We start from the raw sequence: 21,316 nt of genomic DNA on the forward strand, positions 1-21,316 counted from the left end.
CATGAATGCTGCTGCAGACCTGCGCCGGGTCGCCGTGTTCGGCGCTACCGGCTCGATCGGCGCCTCCACGCTGGACGTGATCGCCCGCCACCCGCACCGCTACCAGGCCACGGTGCTCGCTGCCGGCCGCCAGGTGCAGGCGCTGCTGGCGCTGTGCCGCCAGCACAGACCCGCGCACGCGGTGATCGCCGATGCATCGCTGTTCGCCGAACTGCGTGACGGCCTGCGCGAGGCCGGCCTTGCCACCGAGGCCCATGCCGGCCAGGCCGCGCTGGACCAGCTGGCCGCCAGCGATGCCTGCGATACCGTGGTCGCGGCCATCGTCGGCGCGGCCGGCCTGTCCTCGACCCTGGCTGCCGCGGCCGCCGGCAAGCGCATCCTGCTGGCCAACAAGGAATCGCTGGTGCTGGCCGGCGAACTGCTGACCCGGACGGCCGAACGTGCCGGTGCCGAAATCATCCCGATCGACAGCGAGCACAGCGCGATCTTCCAGTGCCTGCGCTCGCGCGATGCCAGTGTCGACGGCGCCGGCGTGCGCCGGATCCTGCTGACCGCCTCCGGCGGCCCGTTCCGTGGCCGCAGCCGCGCCGAACTGGCCCAGGTCACCCCGGCCCAGGCCGTTGCCCACCCCAAGTGGTCGATGGGGCCGAAGATCTCGGTCGATTCGGCGACATTGATGAACAAGGGCCTGGAAGTCATCGAGGCCCACCACCTGTTCGGCGTGCCCGGCGAGCGCATCGAGGTGCTGGTGCACCCGCAGAGCCTGGTCCATTCGCTGGTCGAGTTCGTCGATGGCTCGACCCTGGCCCAGATGGGCCTGCCGGACATGCGCACCACTCTCGCCGTCGGCCTGGGCTGGCCGCAGCGCATCGAATCGGGCGTGGCCGGGCTGGACCTGCTGGCCCAGGGCCGCCTGGATTTCGAGGCCCCGGATACTGACGCCTTCCCCTGCCTGGCGCTGGCCTGGCAGGCGATGCAGGCCGGCGGCACCGCACCGGCGGTGCTGAACGCCGCCAATGAAGAGGCGGTTTCAGCGTTTCTTCAGGGCCGTATCGGTTTCCTGACGATCCCGGCGCTGGTTGCTAACGCTCTTTCAACACTGCCGACCCAGCCAGCCGATACACTGGAGATCCTGTTGTCCGCCGACCAGCGGGCACGCCAGCTCACCCTGAACGCCATCGACGCCGCCTGAACGACCGCCTCGCCCAGCATGACGCCGCCGCCCCTGCCCACCACTGTGAGCCTGCATGACTGACTTCATCGGATCGGTCTGGTGGATGATCGTCAGCCTCGGGCTGCTGGTCACCTTCCACGAGTTCGGGCATTACTGGGTCGGGCGCCTGTGCGGGGTCAAGATCCTGCGTTTCTCGGTCGGCTTCGGCCGGCCGCTGTGGTCGCGCCGCGACAGGCACGGCACCGAGTTCGCCATCGCCGCCATCCCGCTGGGCGGTTACGTGAAGTTCCTCGACGAACGCGAGGTCGAAGTCCACCCGCACGAGCGCGGCCAGGCCTTCAACCACAAGACCGTCTGGCAGCGCATCGCGATCGTTGCCGCCGGCCCGATCGCCAATCTGCTGCTGTGCATCCTGCTGCTGTGGGCGATGTTCGTGATTGGCAAGCAGGATTACTCGCCTACCATCGGCCGTGTCAGCGGCATCGCCGCCAGTGCCGGCCTGGCCAGCGGCGACCGCGTACTGCGCGTGGACGACCGCCAGGTGGTCACCCTCGGCGAGGCCAGCATGGCGCTGACCGCAGCCGCGATGGACCGCCGCGACGTGAAGCTGGAAGTGCTGGATACGGCCGACCAGGTACGCACGCGCACCCTGCCGCTGTCGCAGCTGCCGGCGGGTTTCGATGAGCGGCGGGTGCCGATCCTGGCTGGCCTGCACTGGCAGTCGTGGCTGCAGCCGGCCCAAGTGGAGTCGCTGACTGCGGACTCCGTGGTGGCAGGGCAACTGCAGCCAGGCGACCTGATCGTGGCCATCGATGGCCAGCGCATCGACAGCGTCGACCAGGTGATCGGCGAGATCCAGGCCCTGGGCCGTGCCGGCGGGCCGGGAATGATCGAGGTCCTGCGTGGCGGCGAGCGCCTGGCGCTGGAAGTCACCCCGCGCCAGGGCAAGGACGGCAAGGGCAATCCGGTCTGGCAGATCGGCGTCGGCTTCCCCACCAGCTACAGCCCCGCCTATGACACCCTGCTGCGCTATGGCCCGCTGGATGCGGTGACCGTGGCGGTGCGCGAGACCGGCCGCCTGGCCGCCGACTCGCTGGGCATGATGGGTCGCATCGTGACCGGCAAGGCCTCGCTGCAGAACGTTTCCGGGCCGGTCACGATCGCCCGCGTGGCCAATGTCTCGGCCAAGCGCGGCCTCGACTGGTTCCTGCAGTTCCTTGCCCTGCTGTCGCTCAGCCTGTGCATCATCAACCTGCTGCCGATCCCGATCTTGGACGGCGGCCACCTGCTGTATTACCTTATCGAGTTGGTCAAGGGCAGCCCGCTGAGCGAGCGTGCCATCGCCGCCGGCCAATACATCGGCCTGGCGTTGCTGGCCGGGCTGATGGGGTTGGCGTTCTACAACGACATCCTCGGCCTGGTCCCGCGATGAACTTTTCCACGTTGTTGCCGTCTACAGCGTCGGCATCCCGCACCAATGAAATCGACCTTCCTACCGGACGTGACATGACGCGACTCCCCAATCGCCGCCTGCTGGCCCTCGCCCTCGCCGCCGTCACCGGCGCTCCCGCCCTGGCCCAGGCAGCCGAGCCCTTCACTGTCAGCGACATCCGCGTCGATGGCCTGCAGCGCATCAGCTCGGGCACGGTGTTCACCTACCTGCCGGTGGAACGCGGCGAGACGATCACCGACAACAAGGTCGGCGAGACGATCCGCGCCCTGTACAAGACCGGCTTCTTCGAAGACGTGCAGCTGGACCGCCAGGGCACGATCCTGGTGGTGACCGTCAAGGAACGCCCGGCGATCAACAAGCTGACCGTGACCGGCAACAAGGACATCAAGTCCGACCAGCTGCTCAAGGGCCTGTCCGACATCGGCCTGACCGAGGGCGGCACCTTCGATCGCCTGAGCCTGGACCGCGTGACCCAGGAACTGCGCCGCCAGTACAACGACCGTGGCAAGTACAACGTCGACATCACCCCGACGGTGAGCCCGCTGGACCGCAACCGCGTGGACATCGCCATCGCCATCAAGGAAGGCAAGGCCGCCAAGATCCGCCACGTCAACCTGGTGGGCACCGAAAAGTTCGAGAGCAAGGACATCCTGGAGACCTGGGAGTCCAAGGAGCACAACTGGGCGTCGTGGTACCGCCGTGACGACCAGTACTCCAAGGAAAAGCTGTCCGGCGACCTGGAAAAGCTCAACTCCTGGTACCTGGATCGCGGCTACGTCGATTTCAGCATCGATTCCACCCAGGTCTCGATCAGCCCCGACAAGCGCGACATGTTCCTGACCGCGGGCGTGACCGAGGGCGCGCAGTACAAGATCTCCGAGATCAAGGTCAGCGGCGACACCATCCTCCCGCAGGAGGACGTCGAGCGCATGGTGATCCAGAAGTCCGGCGACACGTTCTCGCGTGCCCTGCTGGAGTTCAGCTCGGACACCATCACCAATTCGCTGTCCAACATCGGCTACGCGTTCGCCAAGGTGAACCCGATCCCGACCACCAACCGCGCCGAGCAGACCGTGGCCATCAACATGCAGGTCGTGCCCGGCCCGCGCGTGTCGGTGCGCCGCATCCTGTTCCGCGGCAACACCCGCACCTCCGATGAAGTGATGCGTCGCGAAATGCGCCAGTTCGAGAACAGCTGGTACTCGCAGGCCGCGATCGACCGCTCCAAGATCCGCCTGCAGCGCCTGGGCTACTTCGAATCGGTGGAAGTCGAGACCCCGGCCGTCAGCGGCAGCAACGACCAGGTCGACGTCGTCTACAACGTCAAGGAAACCACCTCGGGCAGCTTCGTGTTCGGCCTGGGCTACTCGCAGTCCTACGGCATGACCACCTCGGTGCAGCTGTCGCAGAACAACTTCCTCGGCGGCGGCAACCGCGTGTCGGTCGAAGCCTCGCGCAGCAGCTACCTGCAGCGCTACGGTTTCAGCTACACCAACCCGTACTTCACCGATGACGGCGTGTCGCTGGGCTACAACCTGTCCTGGCGCGAACTGGATTACTCCGACTTCAACACCGCGCAGTACAACAGCACCAACGGTGCCGCGCAGGTGGTGTTCGGCGTGCCACTGACCGAGACCGACACCGTCTCGCTGATGTTCGGCATTGACAGCAACCAGATCACCACCTACCAGGGCTCCACCCCGCAGTCGATCATCGACTACATCAACGCCGTCGGTAAGCGCACCTTCCATGCCTGGCGCACCGAGCTGGGCTGGGCGCGCGACTCGCGCAACGACTACTTCATGCCGACCCGCGGCACCTACCAGCGCGTGGGCCTGGAAACCACGCTGCCGGGTTCGACCATCGAGTACTACAAGCTGAACTACCAGATCAGCAAGTACTGGCCGATCATGCCATCGCTGGTGATCAACACCCGCGCCGAAATCGGCTACGGCGATGCCTACGGCAAGGACTACACCCGTACGCTGTCCAATCCGGATGGCACCACCCGCACCGTCACCGCAAGCGGCCTGCCGTTCTTCGAGAACTTCTACGCCGGTGGTACCAACTCGGTACGCGGCTTCGAGGACAACACCCTCGGCCCGCGCGAAGTCACGACTGGTTATCCGGAAGGCCAGCCGCTGGGTGGCTCGCTGAAGACCGTCGGCTCGGTGGAGGCCTACTTCCCGCGCCTGTTCGACAGCCCGTCGGCGCGCGTGTCAGCCTTCGTCGACTTCGGCAACGTGTATACCGGCGTGGACAACTTCAAGGCCAACGAGCTGCGCGTATCCACCGGTGTGGCCCTGCTGTGGCGCGCCCCGGTCGGCCCGATCTCGATCAGCTACGCCTTCCCGCTGAAGAAGGAAGACGATGACAAGATCGAACGCCTGCAATTCACGTTCGGTGGGCAGTTCTGACGAACCGCGAGGCGGTTCGCCAGAACTGCCCCCGCATTCCACCTATCCCCCGCGCCGCTGGCGCGCCCCCCTTAACAAAGGGGGGCTCTCCACCAGACGGGGTGCGAAGCGCCGGGCTCTGCCCGGCGTTTTCGTTTGGCCTAGATGCCGGAAGCGCCCGCTCTGCTTTTGATCTTTTCTGTTTTTCCGTGGCTGGCACTCGCGCCAGGCCGTCGGAGGTCGGACGGGGTGGGGCTGCGGGGGTGTGAGCCGCATGGATGCGGCGACCAAGGCTACATGGACGTACTTGCGCCGCCCCCCGCAGCCCCGCCCCGTCCGACCCAGCCCATGACACTGGCTCTGCCGGCCGTGAGGGGCCCTGCCGTTGGCTGCATATGCCCCACCGCATGACCGAAATGGCGCCACACGTTAAACTCCCGCCGTGAATACTCCCACCTACACCGCCCAGCAACTCGCCGAGCAGTTCGGCCTGCAGGTCCATGGCGATCCCGCTACCGCCATCCATGGCGTGGCCACCCTCGCCCATGCCGGTCCTGGCCAGCTGACCTTCCTTGCCAACCCCCGCTACCGCGCCCAGCTGGCCGACAGCCGGGCTTCGCTGGTGGTCCTGCGTGCCGACGACGCCGAGTCCGCTCCCGGCGCCGCGCTCGTCGCCAAGGACCCGTACACCACCTTCGCCAAGATCGCCGCGCTGTTCGACATCGCGCCGACCCGCCCGCCGGGCATTCACCCCAGCGCGGTGATCGACCCCAGCGCCAAGGTTGCGGCCAGCGCGCACATCGGTCCGTTCGTCTCTGTCGGTGCGCGCAGCGTCATCGGCGAGAACTGCATCATCGGCGCCGGCAGCGTGATCGGCGAGGACTGCAGCCTGGATACCGGCTGTGAACTGATCGCACGGGTCACCCTGGTCACCCGGGTCAGGCTGGGCAAGCGCGTGCGCGTGCATCCCGGTGCCGTACTCGGCGCCGATGGCTTCGGCCTGGCGATGGACGCCGGCAAGTGGATCAAGGTGCCGCAGCTCGGCGGCGTCCGCATCGGCGATGACTGCGAGATCGGCGCCAACACCTGCGTCGACCGTGGTGCGCTGGAAGACACCGTGCTGGACGAAGACGTGCGCCTGGACAACCTGGTGCAGATCGCGCACAACGTGCAGATCGGCGCGCACTCGGCCATTGCCGGCTGCACCGGCATCGCCGGCAGCGCCAAGATCGGCCGCTACTGCCTGCTCGGCGGCCACGTTGGCGTGGTAGGCCACCTCGAGATCTGCGACAAGGTCGTGATCACCGGCAAGTCGGTGGTCCGCAACTCCATCCATGAGCCGGGCGAGTACTCGTCCGGCACCCCATTGACCGACAACCGCACGTGGCGCAAGAACGCCGCGCGCTTCAAGCAGCTGGACGCATTGGCTCGCCGCGTTCTGGCTGCTGGCAAGGAGAAAGAATGAACGATTCGCTGCAGCTTCCGATCGACGTCTGCCAGATCCAGGAACTGCTTCCACATCGCTACCCGTTCCTGCTGGTGGACCGGGTGCTTGAACTCGACGTCGAGGACAAGCGGATCCTGGCGCAGAAGAACGTCAGCATCAACGAGCCGTTCTTCCAGGGCCACTTCCCGGGCCGCCCGATCATGCCCGGCGTGCTGATCATCGAAGCGCTGGCGCAGGCTGGCGGTGTCATGACCCAGCTCACGCTCGGCCGCGATGCGCAGTCCAAGCTGTTCTACATGGTCAAGGTGGAAAACGCCCGCTTCAACAAGCAGGTCGTGCCCGGTGACGTGCTGATGCTGGACGTGCAGATGAAGCGCCTGATCCGCAACATGGGCTGGTACTACGGCGAAGCCAAGGTCAACGGCGAAGTCGTCGCGTCGGCCGAGGTCATGTGTGCCGGCGCCAAGGGCTGATCCACTGGAGGCAGCAATGACTGACAACGCACCGCGGATCCACCCCACCGCCGTCATCGACCCGGCCGCACGCCTGGCTGACGATGTCCAGGTGGGCGCCTTCACCCTGATCGGCCCCGACGTTGAAATCGGTGCCGGCACGGTGGTGGGCCCCCATTGCAGCATCCACGGCCCGACCCGGATCGGCCGCGACAACCGCTTCGTCGGCCATGCCGCGATCGGTGGCGAGCCGCAGGACAAGAAGTTCGGCGGCGAGCGCACCGAACTGGTGATCGGCGATCGCAACGTGTTCCGCGAGTTCGTCACGCTCAACCGTGGCACCGGCGGCGGCGGCGGCATCACCACCATCGGCAACGACAACTGGATGCTGGCCTACACGCACGTGGCACACGACTGCCATGTCGGCAACTTCTGCGTGTTCTCCAACAACACCACTCTGGCTGGCCACGTGACCGTGGGCGACTACGTGATCATCAGCGGCTTCGCCGGTGCCCACCAGTTCTGCCGCATCGGCGCGCATGCCTTCCTCGGCATGGGCGCGCTGACCAATGGTGATGTACCGCCGTTCACCATGGTCGGTACCGATTCGCTGGGACGCCCGCGTGGCATCAACAGCGAAGGCCTGAAGCGGCGCGGCTTCGACGCTGACCGCATTTCGGCCATCAAGCGTGCGTACCGCACGCTGTACGTTGCGGGCCTGCCGCTGGCAGAGGCCAAGGTGCAGCTGACCGAACAGGCGCGTGACAGCGACGACGTGAAGGCGATGCTGGACTTCATCGAGCACGCCGAGAGGCCCCTGCTGCGATGAGCAGCTCGACCGGCCAGGCGCCGGCCGGCGCCGCGGTGATCCCGCTGGCCTCGATGGCCGGCAGCGTTCCCGCGCAGCGGGTGCTCAGCGAGCGCCCGTTGCGGATCGCGCTGGTTGCCGGCGAAGCCTCCGGCGACCTGCTCGGTGCGGGCCTTGTGCGTGAACTGAAGGCACGCTTCCCGAATGCCGAGTTCGCCGGTATCGGCGGCGATGTCATGCGCAGCGCCGGCTGCCAGACCTGGCACGATGCCAGCGAGCTGGCGGTGATGGGCCTGACCGAAGTGCTGCGCCACCTGCCGCGCCTGCTCAAGCTGCGCTCGGCGTTCCGCCAGCGTGCGCTGGACTGGCAGCCGGACGTGTTCATCGGCATCGACGCCCCCGACTTCAACCTGGGCATCGAGCGCTGGCTGAAGCAGCGTGGCGTGCGCACCGTGCATTACGTCAGCCCGTCGGTCTGGGCCTGGCGCGAAAAGCGCGCCGAGAAAATCGGCAGCAGCGCCGACCTGGTGCTGTGCCTGTTCCCGATGGAGCCGCCGATCTATGCCCGGCACGGCATCGACGCGCGCTTCGTCGGCCACCCGATGGCCGATGACATTCCGCTGCAAGGCAACCGCGAGGAAGCACGCGCCGCGCTCGGCCTGCCGGCCTCGGCCAAGGTGCTGGCGGTGTTGCCGGGCAGCCGCCTCGGCGAGATCTCGCGCCTGGGCGAACCGTTCTTCGAAGCCGCCTGGCAGGTCTCCGAACGCATTCCGGGCCTGCATGTGGTGGTGCCTGCCGCCAACCCGGCCTGCAGGCAGCTGATCGAAGAACAGCTGTCGCGCTCGGCGCTGCCGGTGGCCTACTCGCACGTGCTTGACGGCCAGGCGCGCAACGCGATGATCGCCGCCGACGTGGTGGTGCTGGCCTCCGGCACCGCGACCCTGGAAGCCATGCTGGTGAAGCGGCCGATGGTGGTCGGTTACCGCGTCAACGAACTGACCTATCGACTGGTCAAGGCGCTTGGCCTGATCAAGGTCGACCGCTTCGCCCTGCCCAACATCCTGGCCGGCCAGGACCTGGCACCGGAGCTGATGCAGCACGACTGCACGCCGGACAGGCTGGCCGCGGCCATCCAGCAGTGGTTCGACCACCCGCAGCGGGTGATCGACCTGCAGGACACTTATGTGCGCCTGCACGAGCGCCTGCGACGCAACGCCTCGGCGCGTGCCGCCGATGCCGTCGGCGAGCTGCTGATGCGCGACCAGGCGCAGGCATGAGCCGCCGCCACGCCGCAGCAGCAAGCCTGGCCCTGTTCGACGGTACGGCAGTGGTCGAGCCGGAGCGCCTGGTCGCCGGTGTCGACGAGGCCGGGCGTGGCCCGCTGGCCGGGCCGGTGGCGGTGGCGGCGGTGGTATTCGATCCGTCACGGCCACGGATCAACGGCCTGGATGATTCCAAGCAGTTGACCGCTGCCCGCCGCGAGCAGCTGCATGACCGCATCGTCGAGCGCGCCCTGGCCTGGCATGTGGTGCTGGTGGACGTGGACACCATCGACCGCCTGAACATCTACCAGGCTACCCTGCAGGGCATGCGTGACGTCGTTGCAGCGGTCGCCCACGTGGCCGGCTTCGCCCGCATCGACGGCAACGTGGTGCCCAAGGGCCTGGTACTGCCGGCGCAGGCGCTGGTCGGCGGCGATGGCATCGACCGCGCGATCATGGCCGCCTCGATCCTGGCCAAGGTCTCGCGCGATCGCTACATGCAGGACGTGCACGCCCGCCACCCCCAGTATGGGTTCGAGCAGCACAAGGGCTATGGCACTCCGGCCCACCTGGCCGCCCTGCGCGAGCACGGCCCCTGCGTGGAGCACCGGCGCAGCTTCGCCCCGGTGCGCGAGTGCCTGGAAGCGCCGGCTGTCGCGGCCATCGCCTGAGCCTGCTCGGCGCTACAGGAGGCGGCCTCCCGCACGCCTGAATCCGGCGCCACGCCGTGCCCCTGTCAAGCCTTGTGGCAACCCCCTGCCCTCGCTACCCTGACCGGGCATTCCAGCGCTTCCCGACCCCGGCGACGAACCTCCGTCAGCACCCGGGGCCCGCGCGCTCCAACCTGGTCCGGCATGTCCAACTCCCGCTTCGTACATCTCCACGTCCACACCGAGTTCTCGCTGGCGGACTCGACCATCCGCGTGCCGGCCAAGCCGGACCAGGCGGACCCGAAGAAGGCCAAGCAGGCCAACCTGCTGTCGCGCTCGGTGGAGCTCGGCCTGCCCGCGCTGGCGGTGACCGATCTCAACAACCTGTTCGCCCTGGTCAAGTTCTACAAGGCGGCCGAAGGCGTGGGCATCAAGCCGATCGCCGGTGCCGACGTGCTGATCGCCGAGGAAGGCCAGGACCCGTGGCGGATGACCCTGCTGTGCCGCGACCGCGAGGGCTACCTGAGCCTGTCGCGGCTGCTGACCCGCGCCTGGATGGAAGGCCATCGCCCGGAAGGCGGTGTGGCCATCCACCCGGACTGGCTGAAGGCCGGCAACGCCAACCTGTTCGCGCTGGCCGGCCGGCAGAGCCTGGCCGGGCGCCTGGCACTGGACGGCAAGCATGAACTGGCCGAGCAGCAGCTGGCCGACTGGCAGCGCGTATTCGGCGATGGCCTGCACCTGGAGCTGACCCGTACCGGCCGCGAGGGCGAGGAAACCTTCAACCAGTTCGCGCTGATGGCCGCTGGCCAGCGCGGCCTGCCGGTGGTGGCCAGCAACGACGTGCGCTTCCTGTCGCCGTCGGATTTCAGCGCGCACGAAGCGCGCGTGTGCATTTCCACCGGCCGCGTGCTGGACGATCCCAAGCGTCCGCGCGAGTACAGCGACCAGCAGTACCTGAAGTCGGCCGAGGAGATGTGCGCGCTGTTCGCCGACATCCCCGATGCGATCGACAACACGCTGGCGCTGGCCGAGCGCTGCAACATCGAGATGCGGCTGGGCACCTACTTCCTGCCCAACTACCCGGTGCCCGACGACGAGACCCTGGACACCTGGATCCAGAAGATGTCGCGCGATGGCCTGGAAGAGCGCCTGGAGAAGAATCCGCTGGCGCCGGGCAAGACCCGTGAGGAGTACTTCGAGCGCCTGGAGTTCGAGCTCAACACCATCATCAAGATGGGCTTCCCCGGCTACTTCCTGATCGTGGCCGACTTCATCCAGTGGGGCAAGAACCAGGGCATTCCGATCGGTCCCGGCCGTGGTTCGGGTGCCGGTTCGCTGGTGGCGTGGGCGCTGAAGATCACCGACCTGGACCCGCTGCCGTACAACCTGCTGTTCGAGCGATTCCTCAATCCCGAACGCGTGTCGATGCCCGACTTCGACATCGACTTCTGCATGGACCGCCGCGACGAGGTGATCGACTACGTCGCCCGCAAGTACGGGCGCGAGCGCGTCAGCCAGATCATCACCTACGGCACCATGGCCGCCAAGGCGGTGGTGCGCGACTCCGGCCGCGTGCTCGGGTTCCCGTACGGCCTGGTGGATGGCGTTTCCAAGCTGATCCCCAACATCCTGGGCATCCACCTGAAGGATGCGCTGGGCAAGGGCAAGGAAGGCCCGAGCTCGGAAATGGCCTCGCCGGAACTGATCCAGCGCTACGAGACCGAGGACGATGTCCGCGACCTGATCGACCTGGCGCTGCAACTGGAAGACCTGACCCGCAACGCCGGCAAGCACGCCGGTGGCGTGGTGATCGGGCCCGAGCCGTTGAGCGAGTTCTGCCCGCTGTACGCAGAACACGACGAAAATGGGCTCGGCAAGAACCCGGTCACCCAGTTCGACAAGAACGACGTGGAAGAAGTGGGCCTGGTGAAGTTCGACTTCCTCGGCCTGCGCACGCTGACCATCATCGACTGGGCAGTGAAGGCGATCAACAAGCGCCACGAACGCGCGGGCATTCCGCCGGTCGACATTGCCGCGATCCCGCTCGACGATGCGCCCACCTACAAGGACATCTTCGCCAATGGCAACACCGGCGCGGTGTTCCAGTTCGAATCCTCGGGCATGCGCCGCCTGCTGAAGGACGCGCGCCCCGACCGCTTCGAAGACCTGATCGCGCTGGTGTCGCTGTATCGCCCCGGCCCGATGGACCTGATTCCCTCCTTCAACGCGCGCAAGCACGGCCAGGAAGAGATCATCTATCCCGATCCGCGCACCGAAGCGATCCTGAAGGACACCTACGGCATCATGGTGTACCAGGAGCAGGTGATGCAGATGGCGCAGATCGTCGGCGGCTACTCGCTGGGCGGCGCTGACCTGCTGCGCCGCGCGATGGGCAAGAAGGTGCCGGCGGAAATGGCCAAGCACCGCGAGATCTTCCGCGAAGGCGCAGCCAAGGGCGGCGTCGACGGCCCCAAGGCCGACGAAATCTTCGACCTGATGGAGAAGTTCGCCGGCTATGGCTTCAACAAGTCGCACGCCGCTGCATACGCACTGGTCAGCTACCAGACCGCCTGGCTGAAGCGCCATTACCCGGCCGAGTTCATGGCGGCCACGCTGTCTTCGGACCTGGACAACACCGACAAGGTGGTCGGCTTCCTCGACGAGGTGCGCAACCTCGGCCTGACCGTGCTGCCGCCGAAGGTGAACCAGTCGGCCTTCATGTTCGAAGCGGTCACACCGGACACGATCCAGTACGGCCTGGGCGCGATCAAGGGCGTCGGCCAGGGCGCCTGCGAAGCGGTGGTCGAGGAACGACTGAAGGGCGGACCGTTCAAGGATCTGCTGGACTTCTGCACCCGCGTCGGCTCGGCCAAGCTCAACCGGCGCACGCTGGAAGCGATGATCAACTGTGGCGCGCTCGATGAGCTCGGCCGCAACCGTGCCTCGCTGATGCTGCAGCTGCCGGAAGTGATCAAGGCCACCGACCAGATGGCACGCGAGCGTGCGTCCGGGCAGAATTCGCTGTTTGGCGGGCCCGATCCGAGCACCGTGTCGATCCAGCTGGACCTGCCCGAAGCCGAAGAATGGCCGCTGCTGCAGCGCCTCAACGGCGAGCGCGACACGCTGGGCTTCTACCTCAGCGGCCACCCGTTCGATCCCTGGCGCGACGATGTGCGCGACCTGGTCGGCAACGACCTGGGTTCGGTGGAGAAGATCTGGAGCGCCAACAGCGGCGGCGGCGGCGGTGGCGGCGAGAAGCGCTGGCGCCCGGAAGTGCAGACCGTGCTGGCCGGCCAGGTGGTCGGCGTGCGCCGCAAGGGTGAGAGCCAGATCTTCATCCAGCTGGAGGACGGTCGCGGCCGCGTGGAGTGCAGCGCGTTCTCCGATGCGATGGCCGAGTTCGGCCACCTGATGACCAAGGACCGCATCCTGGTGGTCAAGGGCGGCCTGCGCGAGGACGAATTCAACGGCGGCTACGCACTGCGCATCCGCCAGTGCTGGGACTTCGACGAAGTCTGCGCCAACTACGCCACGCGGCTGTCGTTGCGCCTGGACCTGCGCCAGCAGCGCCCGGTCTGGGAGCGCATCAATGCCCTGCTCGACCGCCATCGCCCGGGGCGCACGCCGCTGCGCCTGGACCTGCTGCTGAAGGGCCCGCACGGCGGTGTCGCCGGCATGCTGGATGTCTCCGGGCAGAGCGCAGTGCGCATCGATTCCAAGCTGATGGAGGCGCTGCGCGCCGACCCCGCCGTACGTACGCTGAAGGTGCGCTACAGCCCGCCGTGGGCCAGCTGAGGCTGGCTGCTTCGTGTTCCAGTTTTTCCGTTCCAGACATCAAGGACGATCGCCAATGAAGACCCTGCTGTTCCCGTTCGTTGCCGCACTGGCGCTGGCCGCCTGCTCGCCGTCGAAGATCGAGTTCCAGATCGACAACCCGACCGACACGCCGCTGGCGCTGAGCATCGACGGCCAGGACCTGCCGGTGGCCGCGCACGGCTCGCGCCCGGTCTCGCTGGCCGTTGGCGAGCATCGCCTGCATACCGACACGCTCGGCGACGTGCGCTTCATCGTCTACGTCGACGGTCGTGGCGGCCTGATCAACCCGACCCTGAGCGAATACGTGATCGCACGCGAGATCTACGTCACCGACGAGAGCAAGCTGAAGAACTTCGGCACCGGCAAGGCTGGCATCGAGCTGGGCGGCGTCGACTTCGAGGGCCCCTTCGAGAAGCACCACGAACTGTTCATCGACAAGACCTGGACCTACGGCGTGCGCGAACCGTTCCCGAAGGAAAAGGTGGTCGCCCACGTCGATTCCAGTGGTGGCCAGATCGTCGCCAAGGTGTTCACGGCACCGGATTTCATCGCCTACGTCGAGGAAGGCATGGGCGAGCCGGGCGCGTTCAAGCGCGAACAGCCGGCCGGCTACGTGGCCCCGGCATACAGCCTTGAACCGGCACCGGCCAGCCTGCCGGCGCTGGCACCGGCCTTCGAGGCGCATGCCGCGCCGCTTCGCGAGGTCTACGCGCGATGGCTGAAGGCCACCACCGCCGATGAACAGAAGGCCCTGCGCAAGCAGGACTTCGCTGCGCAGATGGCCTTCACCTCGGCCACTGCCACCCTGGGCAGCGGCCTGGGCCGGGAGGCCAACGAGGCCTACAACGACTTCGTTTCCCAGCGCAGCCAGTTGATGGGCCGCAGCGCCCTGGTGGTGCCCTGAGCTGACTGGCGCCGCCTGCCCGGCTGCGCTACCGTCGCCTTCCAGACGAAGGCGTACGGGTGGTTTGCACGCATTCGGCTAGAATTGCCCCCTTCTTTACACGACGGCTTCCGATGAATCCGAACTACCTCGACTTCGAGCAACCCATCGCCGACCTGGAAGCCAAGATCCAGGAACTGCGCAACGCCAGTGCCGGGCCGGCGGTCAATGTCGAGGCGGAAGTGCACGCGCTGCAGGACAAGCTGCGCATGCGCACCGCGCAGATCTTCCGCAACCTGACCTCGTGGCAGGTGCTGCAGCTGGCCCGCCACCCGTCGCGTCCGTACACCGCCGACTACATCCGCGTCATGTTCGATGAGTTCCAGGAGCTGGCCGGTGACCGGGCCTTCGCCGACGACAAGGCGATCATGGGCGGCCTGGCCCGCATCAATGGCCGCGCGGTAATGGTGATCGGCCACCAGAAGGGTCGCGACACCAAGGAAAAGATCAAGCGCAACTTCGGCATGCCCAAGCCGGAGGGCTACCGCAAGGCGCTGCGCCTGATGAAGATGGCCGAGCGCTTCGGCCTGCCGGTGCTGACCCTGATCGACACCGCCGGTGCCTGGCCGGGTATCGACGCCGAATCGCGCGGCCAGTCCGAAGCGATCGCGCGCAACCTGATCGAGATGGCCGAGCTGAAGGTGCCGATCATCTGCACCGTGATCGGTGAAGGCGGCTCCGGCGGCGCGCTGGCGCTGGGCGTGGGCGACCGCACCGTGATGCTGGAATACGCGGTGTACTCGACCATCACCCCGGAAGGCTGCGCCTCGATCCTGTGGAAGGACGCCGGCAAGGCCAAGGAAGCCGCCGAGCAGCTGGGCCTGACCGCGCCGCGCCTGAAGAGCCTGGGCCTGGTCGACAAGGTCGTGCGCGAGCCCACCGGCGGCGCCCACCGCAATCCGACCCAGATGGCCAAGCGCCTGAAGGCCGTGCTGCTGAACGAACTGGACGCGCTGGACAAGCTGTCCACCGAACAGCTGCTGGAGCAGCGCTACACCCGCCTGCGCAGCTACGGCACGTACGAAGCGGCCTGATTCATCGGCTTGTTACTTTCTTGCTCGTGCAAGAAAGTAACCAAAGAACACGCCGCCGAACGCGAGCCGGTGCTATGCACCGGTTCCCTGCGCTTCTCGGTGAATCAGGGGACGGCGCCGAACTCGCTGCGCTCAGACATCGGCGCCTCTTCGCCCCTGTTTCACCTGCGATGCTCGGCTCGCTCATGGCGGACCTGAACATCAAAAGCCACAGCTGCACCCAGTAGATCCACGCCATGCGTGGATGCATCTGTGCGATGCGCTGCGCGCCCCGTTCAGAAAGGCTTGGCCAGCACCAGCCACACGATCGGAATGAACGCCAGCAGCGGGATCTCGTTGATCCAGCGCAGCGCGCGCGACGACGGCAGCGCCCTGCCCTTGGCCACGCCCTTCAACAGACGGCCGATCCAGCTGAAATACACCAGCAGCACCACCACCAGGCCCAGCTTGGCGTGCAGCCAGCCAGCGCCACCCGGCGCGACCATGGTCGGGAAATCCGGGATGACCTTGTAGCCCAGCCACAGCACCAGGCCCAGCACAAAGGCCAGGCCGAACATCGAGTGGCCGAAACGGTACAGGCGCAGGCCCATCAGCTGCAGGCGCTCGGTCACCGCCGGCTGGCCTGCGGTCTCGGCCAGGTTGACCAGGATGCGCGGCAGGTAGAACACCGTGGCCATCCACGCCACCACGAACACGATGTGGAAGGTCTTGACCCAGTAGTAGCTCTGCATGCGCTCGCTCCGGCGGCTGGCGTAGATGGGCGCCTATTGTCGCAGTAGAGCCACCTCATGGGTGGCTGCCGCGTCCAATCGCCGCATCAGGACAGCCATGCATGGCGTGGCTCTACTGCGGGTCCGCCACACCCGGGGGCGCAACGCCGTACGATAGGCGCCGTTTCCCCCGACCGCGCACCGCCCCATGGACAAGACCTACGACGCCGCCTACTTCCAACGCTGGTACCGCCGCGCCGACATCGGCGGCAGCGCCCGCCTGGCGCGCAAGGTCGCGTTGGCCGTGGCCAGTGCCGAGTACTACCTGGAACGACCGATCCGCAGTGTGCTGGACATCGGCTGCGGCGAAGGCGCCTGGCGCGCACCGCTGCTGAAGCTGCGTCCGAAGGTCGAATACCTGGGCTTCGACAGCAGCGAGTACGCTGTGCGCCGCTACGGCCGCACCCGCAACCTGCACCTGGCCAGCTTCGGCGACTTCGCCTGGCTACGGCCCTGCGCCCCGGTCGACCTGCTGGTGTGTTCGGACGTGATGCACTACGTGCCCGACCGCGAGCTGCGCGCCGGCCTGGCCGGCGTGGCCGAGCTGACCGGCGGTGTGGCCTTCCTGGAGACCTTCGCCGCCGAGGACGCGTTCGAAGGCGACCACGACGGCTTCCAGGCCCGCCCAGCACGCTGGTATCGGCGGACGCTGGCCCGGCACGGCCTGCAGCCGGTAGGGTCGCACTGCTGGCTGGGCCCCGCCCTGGCAGGCGATGCCGCCGCGCTGGAACGGATGTGAATCCGGATTCATTATTTTCAGCCAACTTAACCTGCGGGACACCCGGATGGGATATGCTGCGCGGCAACATATGACCATACATATTCGGTCGTCATGCTCTATCAACTGCACGAACTGACCCGCAACCTGCTCGCCCCCTGGGTGCACCAGGCCCAGGCCAACGCCAAATTCTTCGCCAACCCGGGCCACTGGTGGTCGCAGATGCCCGGCGCTGATCGCCTGGCGGCGGTCAATGAGCTGTTCCACCGCATCGGCAAGGATTACGAGAAGCCCGAGTGGGGCATCAACGAAATCGAGGTCGACGGCGAGCGCGTGCCGATCGTCGTGCACGAGGAAGTGAGCAAGCCGTTCTGCAAGCTGCTGCGCTTCAAGCGCCACAGCAATGAAGCCGACCAGCTGCACACCATGCTCAACCAGCCGTTCGTGCTGGTGGTGGCACCGCTGTCCGGGCACCACGCCACGCTGCTGCGCGATACGGTGCGCACGCTGCTGCGCGACCACCGTGTGTACGTCACCGACTGGGTGGACGCGCGCATGGTGCCGGCCAACGAAGGCGAGTTCGGCCTGGACGACTACATCGCCTACATCCAGGAGTTCATCCGCCATCTGGGCGTCGAACGCCTGCACGTGGTCAGCGTGTGCCAGCCGACGGTACCGGTGCTGGCCGCGGTTTCACTGATGGCCAGCCGTGGCGAGCCGACTCCGCGCACCCTGGTGATGATGGGCGGCCCGATCGATGCGCGCTGCAGCCCGACCGCGGTGAACAACCTGGCCACGCAGAACCCGCTGTCGTGGTTCGAGAACAACGTCATCCACACCGTGCCGGCCAGCTATCCCGGCGCCGGCCGCCGCGTGTATCCGGGCTTCCTGCAGCACGCCGGCTTCCTGTCGATGAACCCCAGCCGCCACTTCAGTTCGCACTGGGATTTCTACACCGACCTGGTCAAGGGCGACCTGGAAGACGCCGACGCGCACCGTCGCTTCTACGACGAGTACAACGCGGTGCTGGACATGCCGGCCAAGTACTACCTGGATACCATCCGCGTGGTGTTCCAGGACTTCCTGCTGCCGCGTGGCGAGTGGGTGGTCAACGGCGAGAAGGTCGACCCGTCGGCGATCCGCGATACCGCGCTGCTGAGCATCGAGGGCGAACTGGACGATATCGCCGGCCTTGGCCAGACCGAAGCAGCGCAGGCGCTGTGCACCGGCATTGCTACTGACCGCCGCGAGCATTTCATCGTCGAAGGCGCCGGCCACTACGGCATCTTCAGCGGCCGTCGCTGGCGCGAGGTGGTGTATCCGAAGGTGCGCGACTTCTTCGCCGCGCATGCCGAAGCACCTGCGGCGAAGGCCACGAAGAAGAAGAGCAACGTCACTCCGTTGCGGCGAAAGGCGGGGTAACTCCCCGCCGTGGGGTCGGATCCCTTTCCAACGGAAAGGGCTCTGACCCAGCATGATGGGATCCGGGGTCAGAGCCCTGTTCTCCGAACAGGGATCCGACCCCTGACCATTACAACCGCACCAGCAGGTTCTTGGCGATCAGCCCGTGCAGCTTGCCGATGCCGCGTGCCAGGTGCATCGTCAGCAGCAGCAGCAGCGCGCCCGCCGCGGCAACCGCGATCGCCACCAGCGGCGAGGCCGCCATCGGCAGTACATTCACGTCGTTGATGTACACACCCGGGATGTCGCCACTGAAGATCGCCGCAACCGGCGCCCAGATCAGGCTCAGCGACAGCGACAGCAGCGTCACCGCGATGGTGAAGTAGATCACGCCCAGCGGCAGCATCAGCACGAAGTACAGCAGGGTCAGCCAGGTACGGCCATCGGTGAACATGTCGCCGATGCGCTGCAGCCACGTGCGGCTGCGGTCGGTGTAGCGCGGACGGCGCGGCATGCGCTCGCCCAGCAATGCTTCCACCAGCCGCCCTTCCAGCAGCGCCAGCCCGCGCACCGAGCCGAAGAACAGCACGGTCAGCGGAATGCCGACGATCAGGATCAACAGGCCGAGCGAGAGCGACAGGCCGGTCACCACCCAGGTGAAGAAGAAAATGCCGGTGGCCAGCGACAGCAGCATGTAGAACAGCGCGCCATAGGTATGCGGATCGGCCACCACGCCGAAGAAGCGCGCCAGCAGCGAGCGTTGCACCGGCGCCGGCGGCGGTGAGGCCGGCTCGACGCCACTGGCTTCCGCCGCCGCACGCAGCACCGGCGCGGTATCCGCACGCGGCGTGCGCAGCGCGCGGTTCACTGTCACTTCGGTCTCGCGGTAGATGTCGGCCACTTCGTCCGGCGCGCCATAGCTGCCGGCAACGTCGGCGATCACCTCGGCCTCGCTGCGGCCGGGCTGCGCGGCCAGCTCCGAGCGCAGGTATTCCTCGGCGTCGTACAACGCGTCCTGCACCATCGCCGGATCGGCACCTTCCAGCGCAGCGCGCAGCTGCGCCAGGTACTGCGGAATGGTGGTCGGCAGGGCGCGGCCTGCCAGGCTCGGGTCGTTCATTGCGGTACCCCCTCCAACACGGAATCGACGGAATCACGGGTGGCCTGCCACGCCTGGCGCCACTGCGCCAGCACCTCGCGGCCACGTTCATTGATGCGGTAGTAGCGCCGGGGCGGACCACTGCTGGATGGCTCCACATGGCTTTCCAGCAGCCCGGCGCCCTCCAGGTTGCGCAGCACCGGGTACAGCGCGCTCTGCTTGCCGCTCAGCACGCCCTCGCCCACCCGCTCCAGCTCCTTGGCAATGAGATAGCCGTACAGCGGCTCCCCGGCGCGGGCCAGCACCGCCAGCAGGGCCAGCGACACGGTTCCGGCGCTGAGCTCCTTCTGGAACTTCTTCAGGTGGACATCGTCCTCGGACATGGCCGGTCCTCCACTACGTTGAAGTCCACAGTAGTGCGAAGTTCGGTATAGCGAATGTGTCGTTAGTCACTCTGCCGGTTGGCGTGACCGAATTGCTCGCGCAGAATCGAAGCCTCGTTCATGTTCCGGGGTTCCCATGCCGCACCGCCGTCGCCTTGCCTTGACCAGCCTCGCCCTCGCCTGCCTGCTGCCCGCCATGGCCAGCGCGGCCACGCCCTACCGCAGCCCTCAGCAGATCCTCGACGCCTCGGCGGCCAGCGACTGGCGCACCCCGGACCCGGCCAACCTGCTGTACATGGACCTGCCGGCCGGTCGGGTCATCATCGAGCTGGCACCGCAGTTCGCCCCGCGCCATGTGGCCAACATCCAGACCTTCGCCCACGAGCACTTCTGGGACGGCACCAGCATCTACCGCTCGCAGGACAACTTCGTGGTGCAGTTCGGCGATGCCGACGCCGATGACGCAGCCAAGGCCAGGCCGTTCGGCAGCGCCGCGCGCAAGCTGCCGGCCGAGTTCGAGCGCGCCAGCGCCGGCCTGAAGGTCAACGTGCTGCCGGATCGCGATGGCTGGGCCGCGCAGACCGGTTTCGTCGACGGCTTCCCGGTCGGCCAGGACCCGCAGGCCGGCAAGGCCTGGCTGGCGCACTGCTACGGCATGCTGGGCGCGGGCCGCAGCAACGAAGAGGACAGCAGCATCGGCGCCGAACTGTACGTGGTGACCGGGCAGTCGCCGCGCCAGCTGGACCGCAACATCACCCTGGTCGGTCGCGTGCTGAAGGGCATGGAGCTGCTCAGCGCGACGCCGCGCGGACCGGCGCCGATGGGCTTCTACACCGACCCGAAGCTGCGCACGCCGATCGTGTCGATCCGCCGTGCCAGCGACGTGCCGGCGGCCGAGCGCACGCCGATCCAGGTACTGCGCACCGATTCGAAGACCTTCGCCGATACGGTGGAGGCGCGGCGCAACCGCGTGGATGATTTCTACAAGCGCCCGGCGGGGCATATCGATCTCTGCAATATTCCGGTGCCGGTGCGGTAGGAGCCTGGCTTCCTGCGCGTTGCGCGTTGCGCGTGCTGAAGGTACTTCGCTGTCCATGGGCGTTACTTTTCTTTGTGCGCAAAGAAAAGTAACCAAAAGAAACGCTCCGCCGGTCGCGAGCCGGTGCTGCGCACCGGTACCCTCCGCTCCTCGGCCCGTCGAGGGACGGCGCGGGAACTCGCTGCGCTCAGACACCCGCGCCTCTTCGCCCTCGCCGGACCTGCGGTGCTCGGCTCGCTCAAGGCGGACTGGAAGGTCAAGATCAACAGCAAGAGCATCCACGCATGGCGTGGATCTACTGGGTGCAGCCGTGGCCTTTGAACTGGGTCCGCCTTGAGCGAGCCGAGCATCGCAGGGGAATCTGGGGCGAAGAGGTGCCGATGTCTGAGCGCAGCGAGTTCGGCACCGCCCCCTGATTCACCGAGAAGCGCAGGGGACCGAGGTGCGAAGCACGGCGGCTCGCAACCT

The 21,316-nt window shown here is 67.0% G+C and carries 18 protein-coding genes; 15 read left to right on the forward strand and 3 right to left on the reverse strand.

Annotated elements, in window-relative coordinates:
* Position 1: 1 nt before the first annotated feature.
* The 11 genes from AC10QF_RS01225 (at position 2) to AC10QF_RS01275 (ending at position 15,438) form a co-directional block, all read left to right on the forward strand.
* Positions 2-1,192 carry a 1-deoxy-D-xylulose-5-phosphate reductoisomerase gene (locus tag AC10QF_RS01225; protein WP_065177434.1) on the forward strand — a complete coding sequence of 397 codons (1,191 nt, stop codon included), beginning with the start codon at positions 2-4 and terminating at the stop codon, positions 1,190-1,192.
* A 55-nt stretch (positions 1,193-1,247) separates the two neighbouring features.
* Positions 1,248-2,606 (forward strand): RIP metalloprotease RseP, encoded by a 1,359-nt coding sequence (rseP, locus tag AC10QF_RS01230; protein ID WP_061480177.1) that lies wholly within the window; start codon positions 1,248-1,250, stop codon positions 2,604-2,606.
* Positions 2,607-2,680: 74 nt separating this feature from the next.
* Positions 2,681-5,044, forward strand: coding sequence for an outer membrane protein assembly factor BamA (gene bamA / locus AC10QF_RS01235; protein ID WP_005415847.1), 2,364 nt, complete (start codon positions 2,681-2,683; stop codon positions 5,042-5,044).
* A gap of 421 nt (positions 5,045-5,465) precedes the next feature.
* Positions 5,466-6,488 (forward strand): UDP-3-O-(3-hydroxymyristoyl)glucosamine N-acyltransferase, encoded by a 1,023-nt coding sequence (gene lpxD / locus AC10QF_RS01240; RefSeq protein WP_111176255.1) that lies wholly within the window; start codon positions 5,466-5,468, stop codon positions 6,486-6,488.
* Positions 6,485-6,943 carry a 3-hydroxyacyl-ACP dehydratase FabZ gene (fabZ, locus tag AC10QF_RS01245; protein ID WP_494541593.1) on the forward strand — a complete coding sequence of 153 codons (459 nt, stop codon included), beginning with the start codon at positions 6,485-6,487 and terminating at the stop codon, positions 6,941-6,943. Before lpxD ends, fabZ begins: the two co-directional genes overlap by 4 nt.
* 16 nt (positions 6,944-6,959) lie before the next feature.
* A complete protein-coding gene (lpxA, locus tag AC10QF_RS01250) occupies positions 6,960-7,751 on the forward strand; it encodes an acyl-ACP--UDP-N-acetylglucosamine O-acyltransferase (RefSeq protein WP_005415844.1) in 792 nt (263 codons plus the stop codon).
* A gap of 53 nt (positions 7,752-7,804) precedes the next feature.
* Positions 7,805-9,007 carry a lipid-A-disaccharide synthase gene (gene lpxB / locus AC10QF_RS01255; protein ID WP_258391606.1) on the forward strand — a complete coding sequence of 401 codons (1,203 nt, stop codon included), beginning with the start codon at positions 7,805-7,807 and terminating at the stop codon, positions 9,005-9,007.
* Positions 9,004-9,663 (forward strand): ribonuclease HII, encoded by a 660-nt coding sequence (gene rnhB, locus AC10QF_RS01260; RefSeq protein ID WP_005415842.1) that lies wholly within the window; start codon positions 9,004-9,006, stop codon positions 9,661-9,663. The genes lpxB and rnhB overlap by 4 nt, the downstream gene beginning before the upstream one ends.
* 183 nt (positions 9,664-9,846) lie before the next feature.
* On the forward strand, positions 9,847-13,440 hold the full coding sequence (dnaE, locus tag AC10QF_RS01265; RefSeq protein WP_065177437.1) for a DNA polymerase III subunit alpha: 3,594 nt from the start codon (positions 9,847-9,849) through the stop codon (positions 13,438-13,440).
* Between the two features lie 55 nt (positions 13,441-13,495).
* Entirely contained in the window at positions 13,496-14,365 is an 870-nt protein-coding gene (locus AC10QF_RS01270) for a YajG family lipoprotein (RefSeq protein WP_069137997.1), read from the forward strand.
* A 113-nt stretch (positions 14,366-14,478) separates the two neighbouring features.
* On the forward strand, positions 14,479-15,438 hold the full coding sequence (locus AC10QF_RS01275) for an acetyl-CoA carboxylase carboxyltransferase subunit alpha (protein WP_019659134.1): 960 nt from the start codon (positions 14,479-14,481) through the stop codon (positions 15,436-15,438).
* A gap of 275 nt (positions 15,439-15,713) precedes the next feature.
* Here the strand turns inward: AC10QF_RS01275 and AC10QF_RS01280 are convergent, their stop codons facing one another.
* On the reverse strand, positions 15,714-16,169 hold the full coding sequence (locus tag AC10QF_RS01280) for a CopD family protein (RefSeq protein ID WP_053497082.1): 456 nt from the start codon (positions 16,167-16,169) through the stop codon (positions 15,714-15,716).
* A gap of 187 nt (positions 16,170-16,356) precedes the next feature.
* Here AC10QF_RS01280 and AC10QF_RS01285 point away from each other — a divergent pair, with 187 nt between their 5' ends.
* Together AC10QF_RS01285 and AC10QF_RS01290 are read left to right on the forward strand one after the other, a co-directional pair.
* Positions 16,357-16,947 carry a class I SAM-dependent DNA methyltransferase gene (locus AC10QF_RS01285; RefSeq protein WP_005415837.1) on the forward strand — a complete coding sequence of 197 codons (591 nt, stop codon included), beginning with the start codon at positions 16,357-16,359 and terminating at the stop codon, positions 16,945-16,947.
* A 93-nt stretch (positions 16,948-17,040) separates the two neighbouring features.
* Entirely contained in the window at positions 17,041-18,348 is a 1,308-nt protein-coding gene (locus AC10QF_RS01290) for a polyhydroxyalkanoate depolymerase (protein WP_053497077.1), read from the forward strand.
* A gap of 109 nt (positions 18,349-18,457) precedes the next feature.
* Here AC10QF_RS01290 and AC10QF_RS01295 read toward each other — a convergent pair whose 3' ends face one another.
* Positions 18,458-19,447, reverse strand: a complete 990-nt coding sequence (locus AC10QF_RS01295; protein WP_069137999.1) for a sensor domain-containing protein — start codon at positions 19,445-19,447, stop codon at positions 18,458-18,460.
* Positions 19,444-19,809: a PadR family transcriptional regulator gene (locus AC10QF_RS01300; RefSeq protein WP_004150914.1), complete on the reverse strand. Its 366-nt coding sequence runs from the start codon at positions 19,807-19,809 to the stop codon at positions 19,444-19,446. The genes AC10QF_RS01295 and AC10QF_RS01300 overlap by 4 nt, the downstream gene beginning before the upstream one ends.
* Positions 19,810-19,945: 136 nt before the next feature.
* Here AC10QF_RS01300 and AC10QF_RS01305 point away from each other — a divergent pair, with 136 nt between their 5' ends.
* Both AC10QF_RS01305 and AC10QF_RS01310 read left to right on the forward strand, forming a co-directional pair.
* Complete coding sequence (locus tag AC10QF_RS01305) at positions 19,946-20,848, forward strand: peptidylprolyl isomerase (protein ID WP_494541594.1); 903 nt, start codon at positions 19,946-19,948, stop codon at positions 20,846-20,848.
* Between the two features lie 284 nt (positions 20,849-21,132).
* Entirely contained in the window at positions 21,133-21,264 is a 132-nt protein-coding gene (locus AC10QF_RS01310) for a hypothetical protein (protein ID WP_329846435.1), read from the forward strand.
* Positions 21,265-21,316: the final 52 nt, after the last annotated feature.

The organism is Stenotrophomonas maltophilia complex sp. Om-AH-Sm3, from assembly GCF_059337855.1.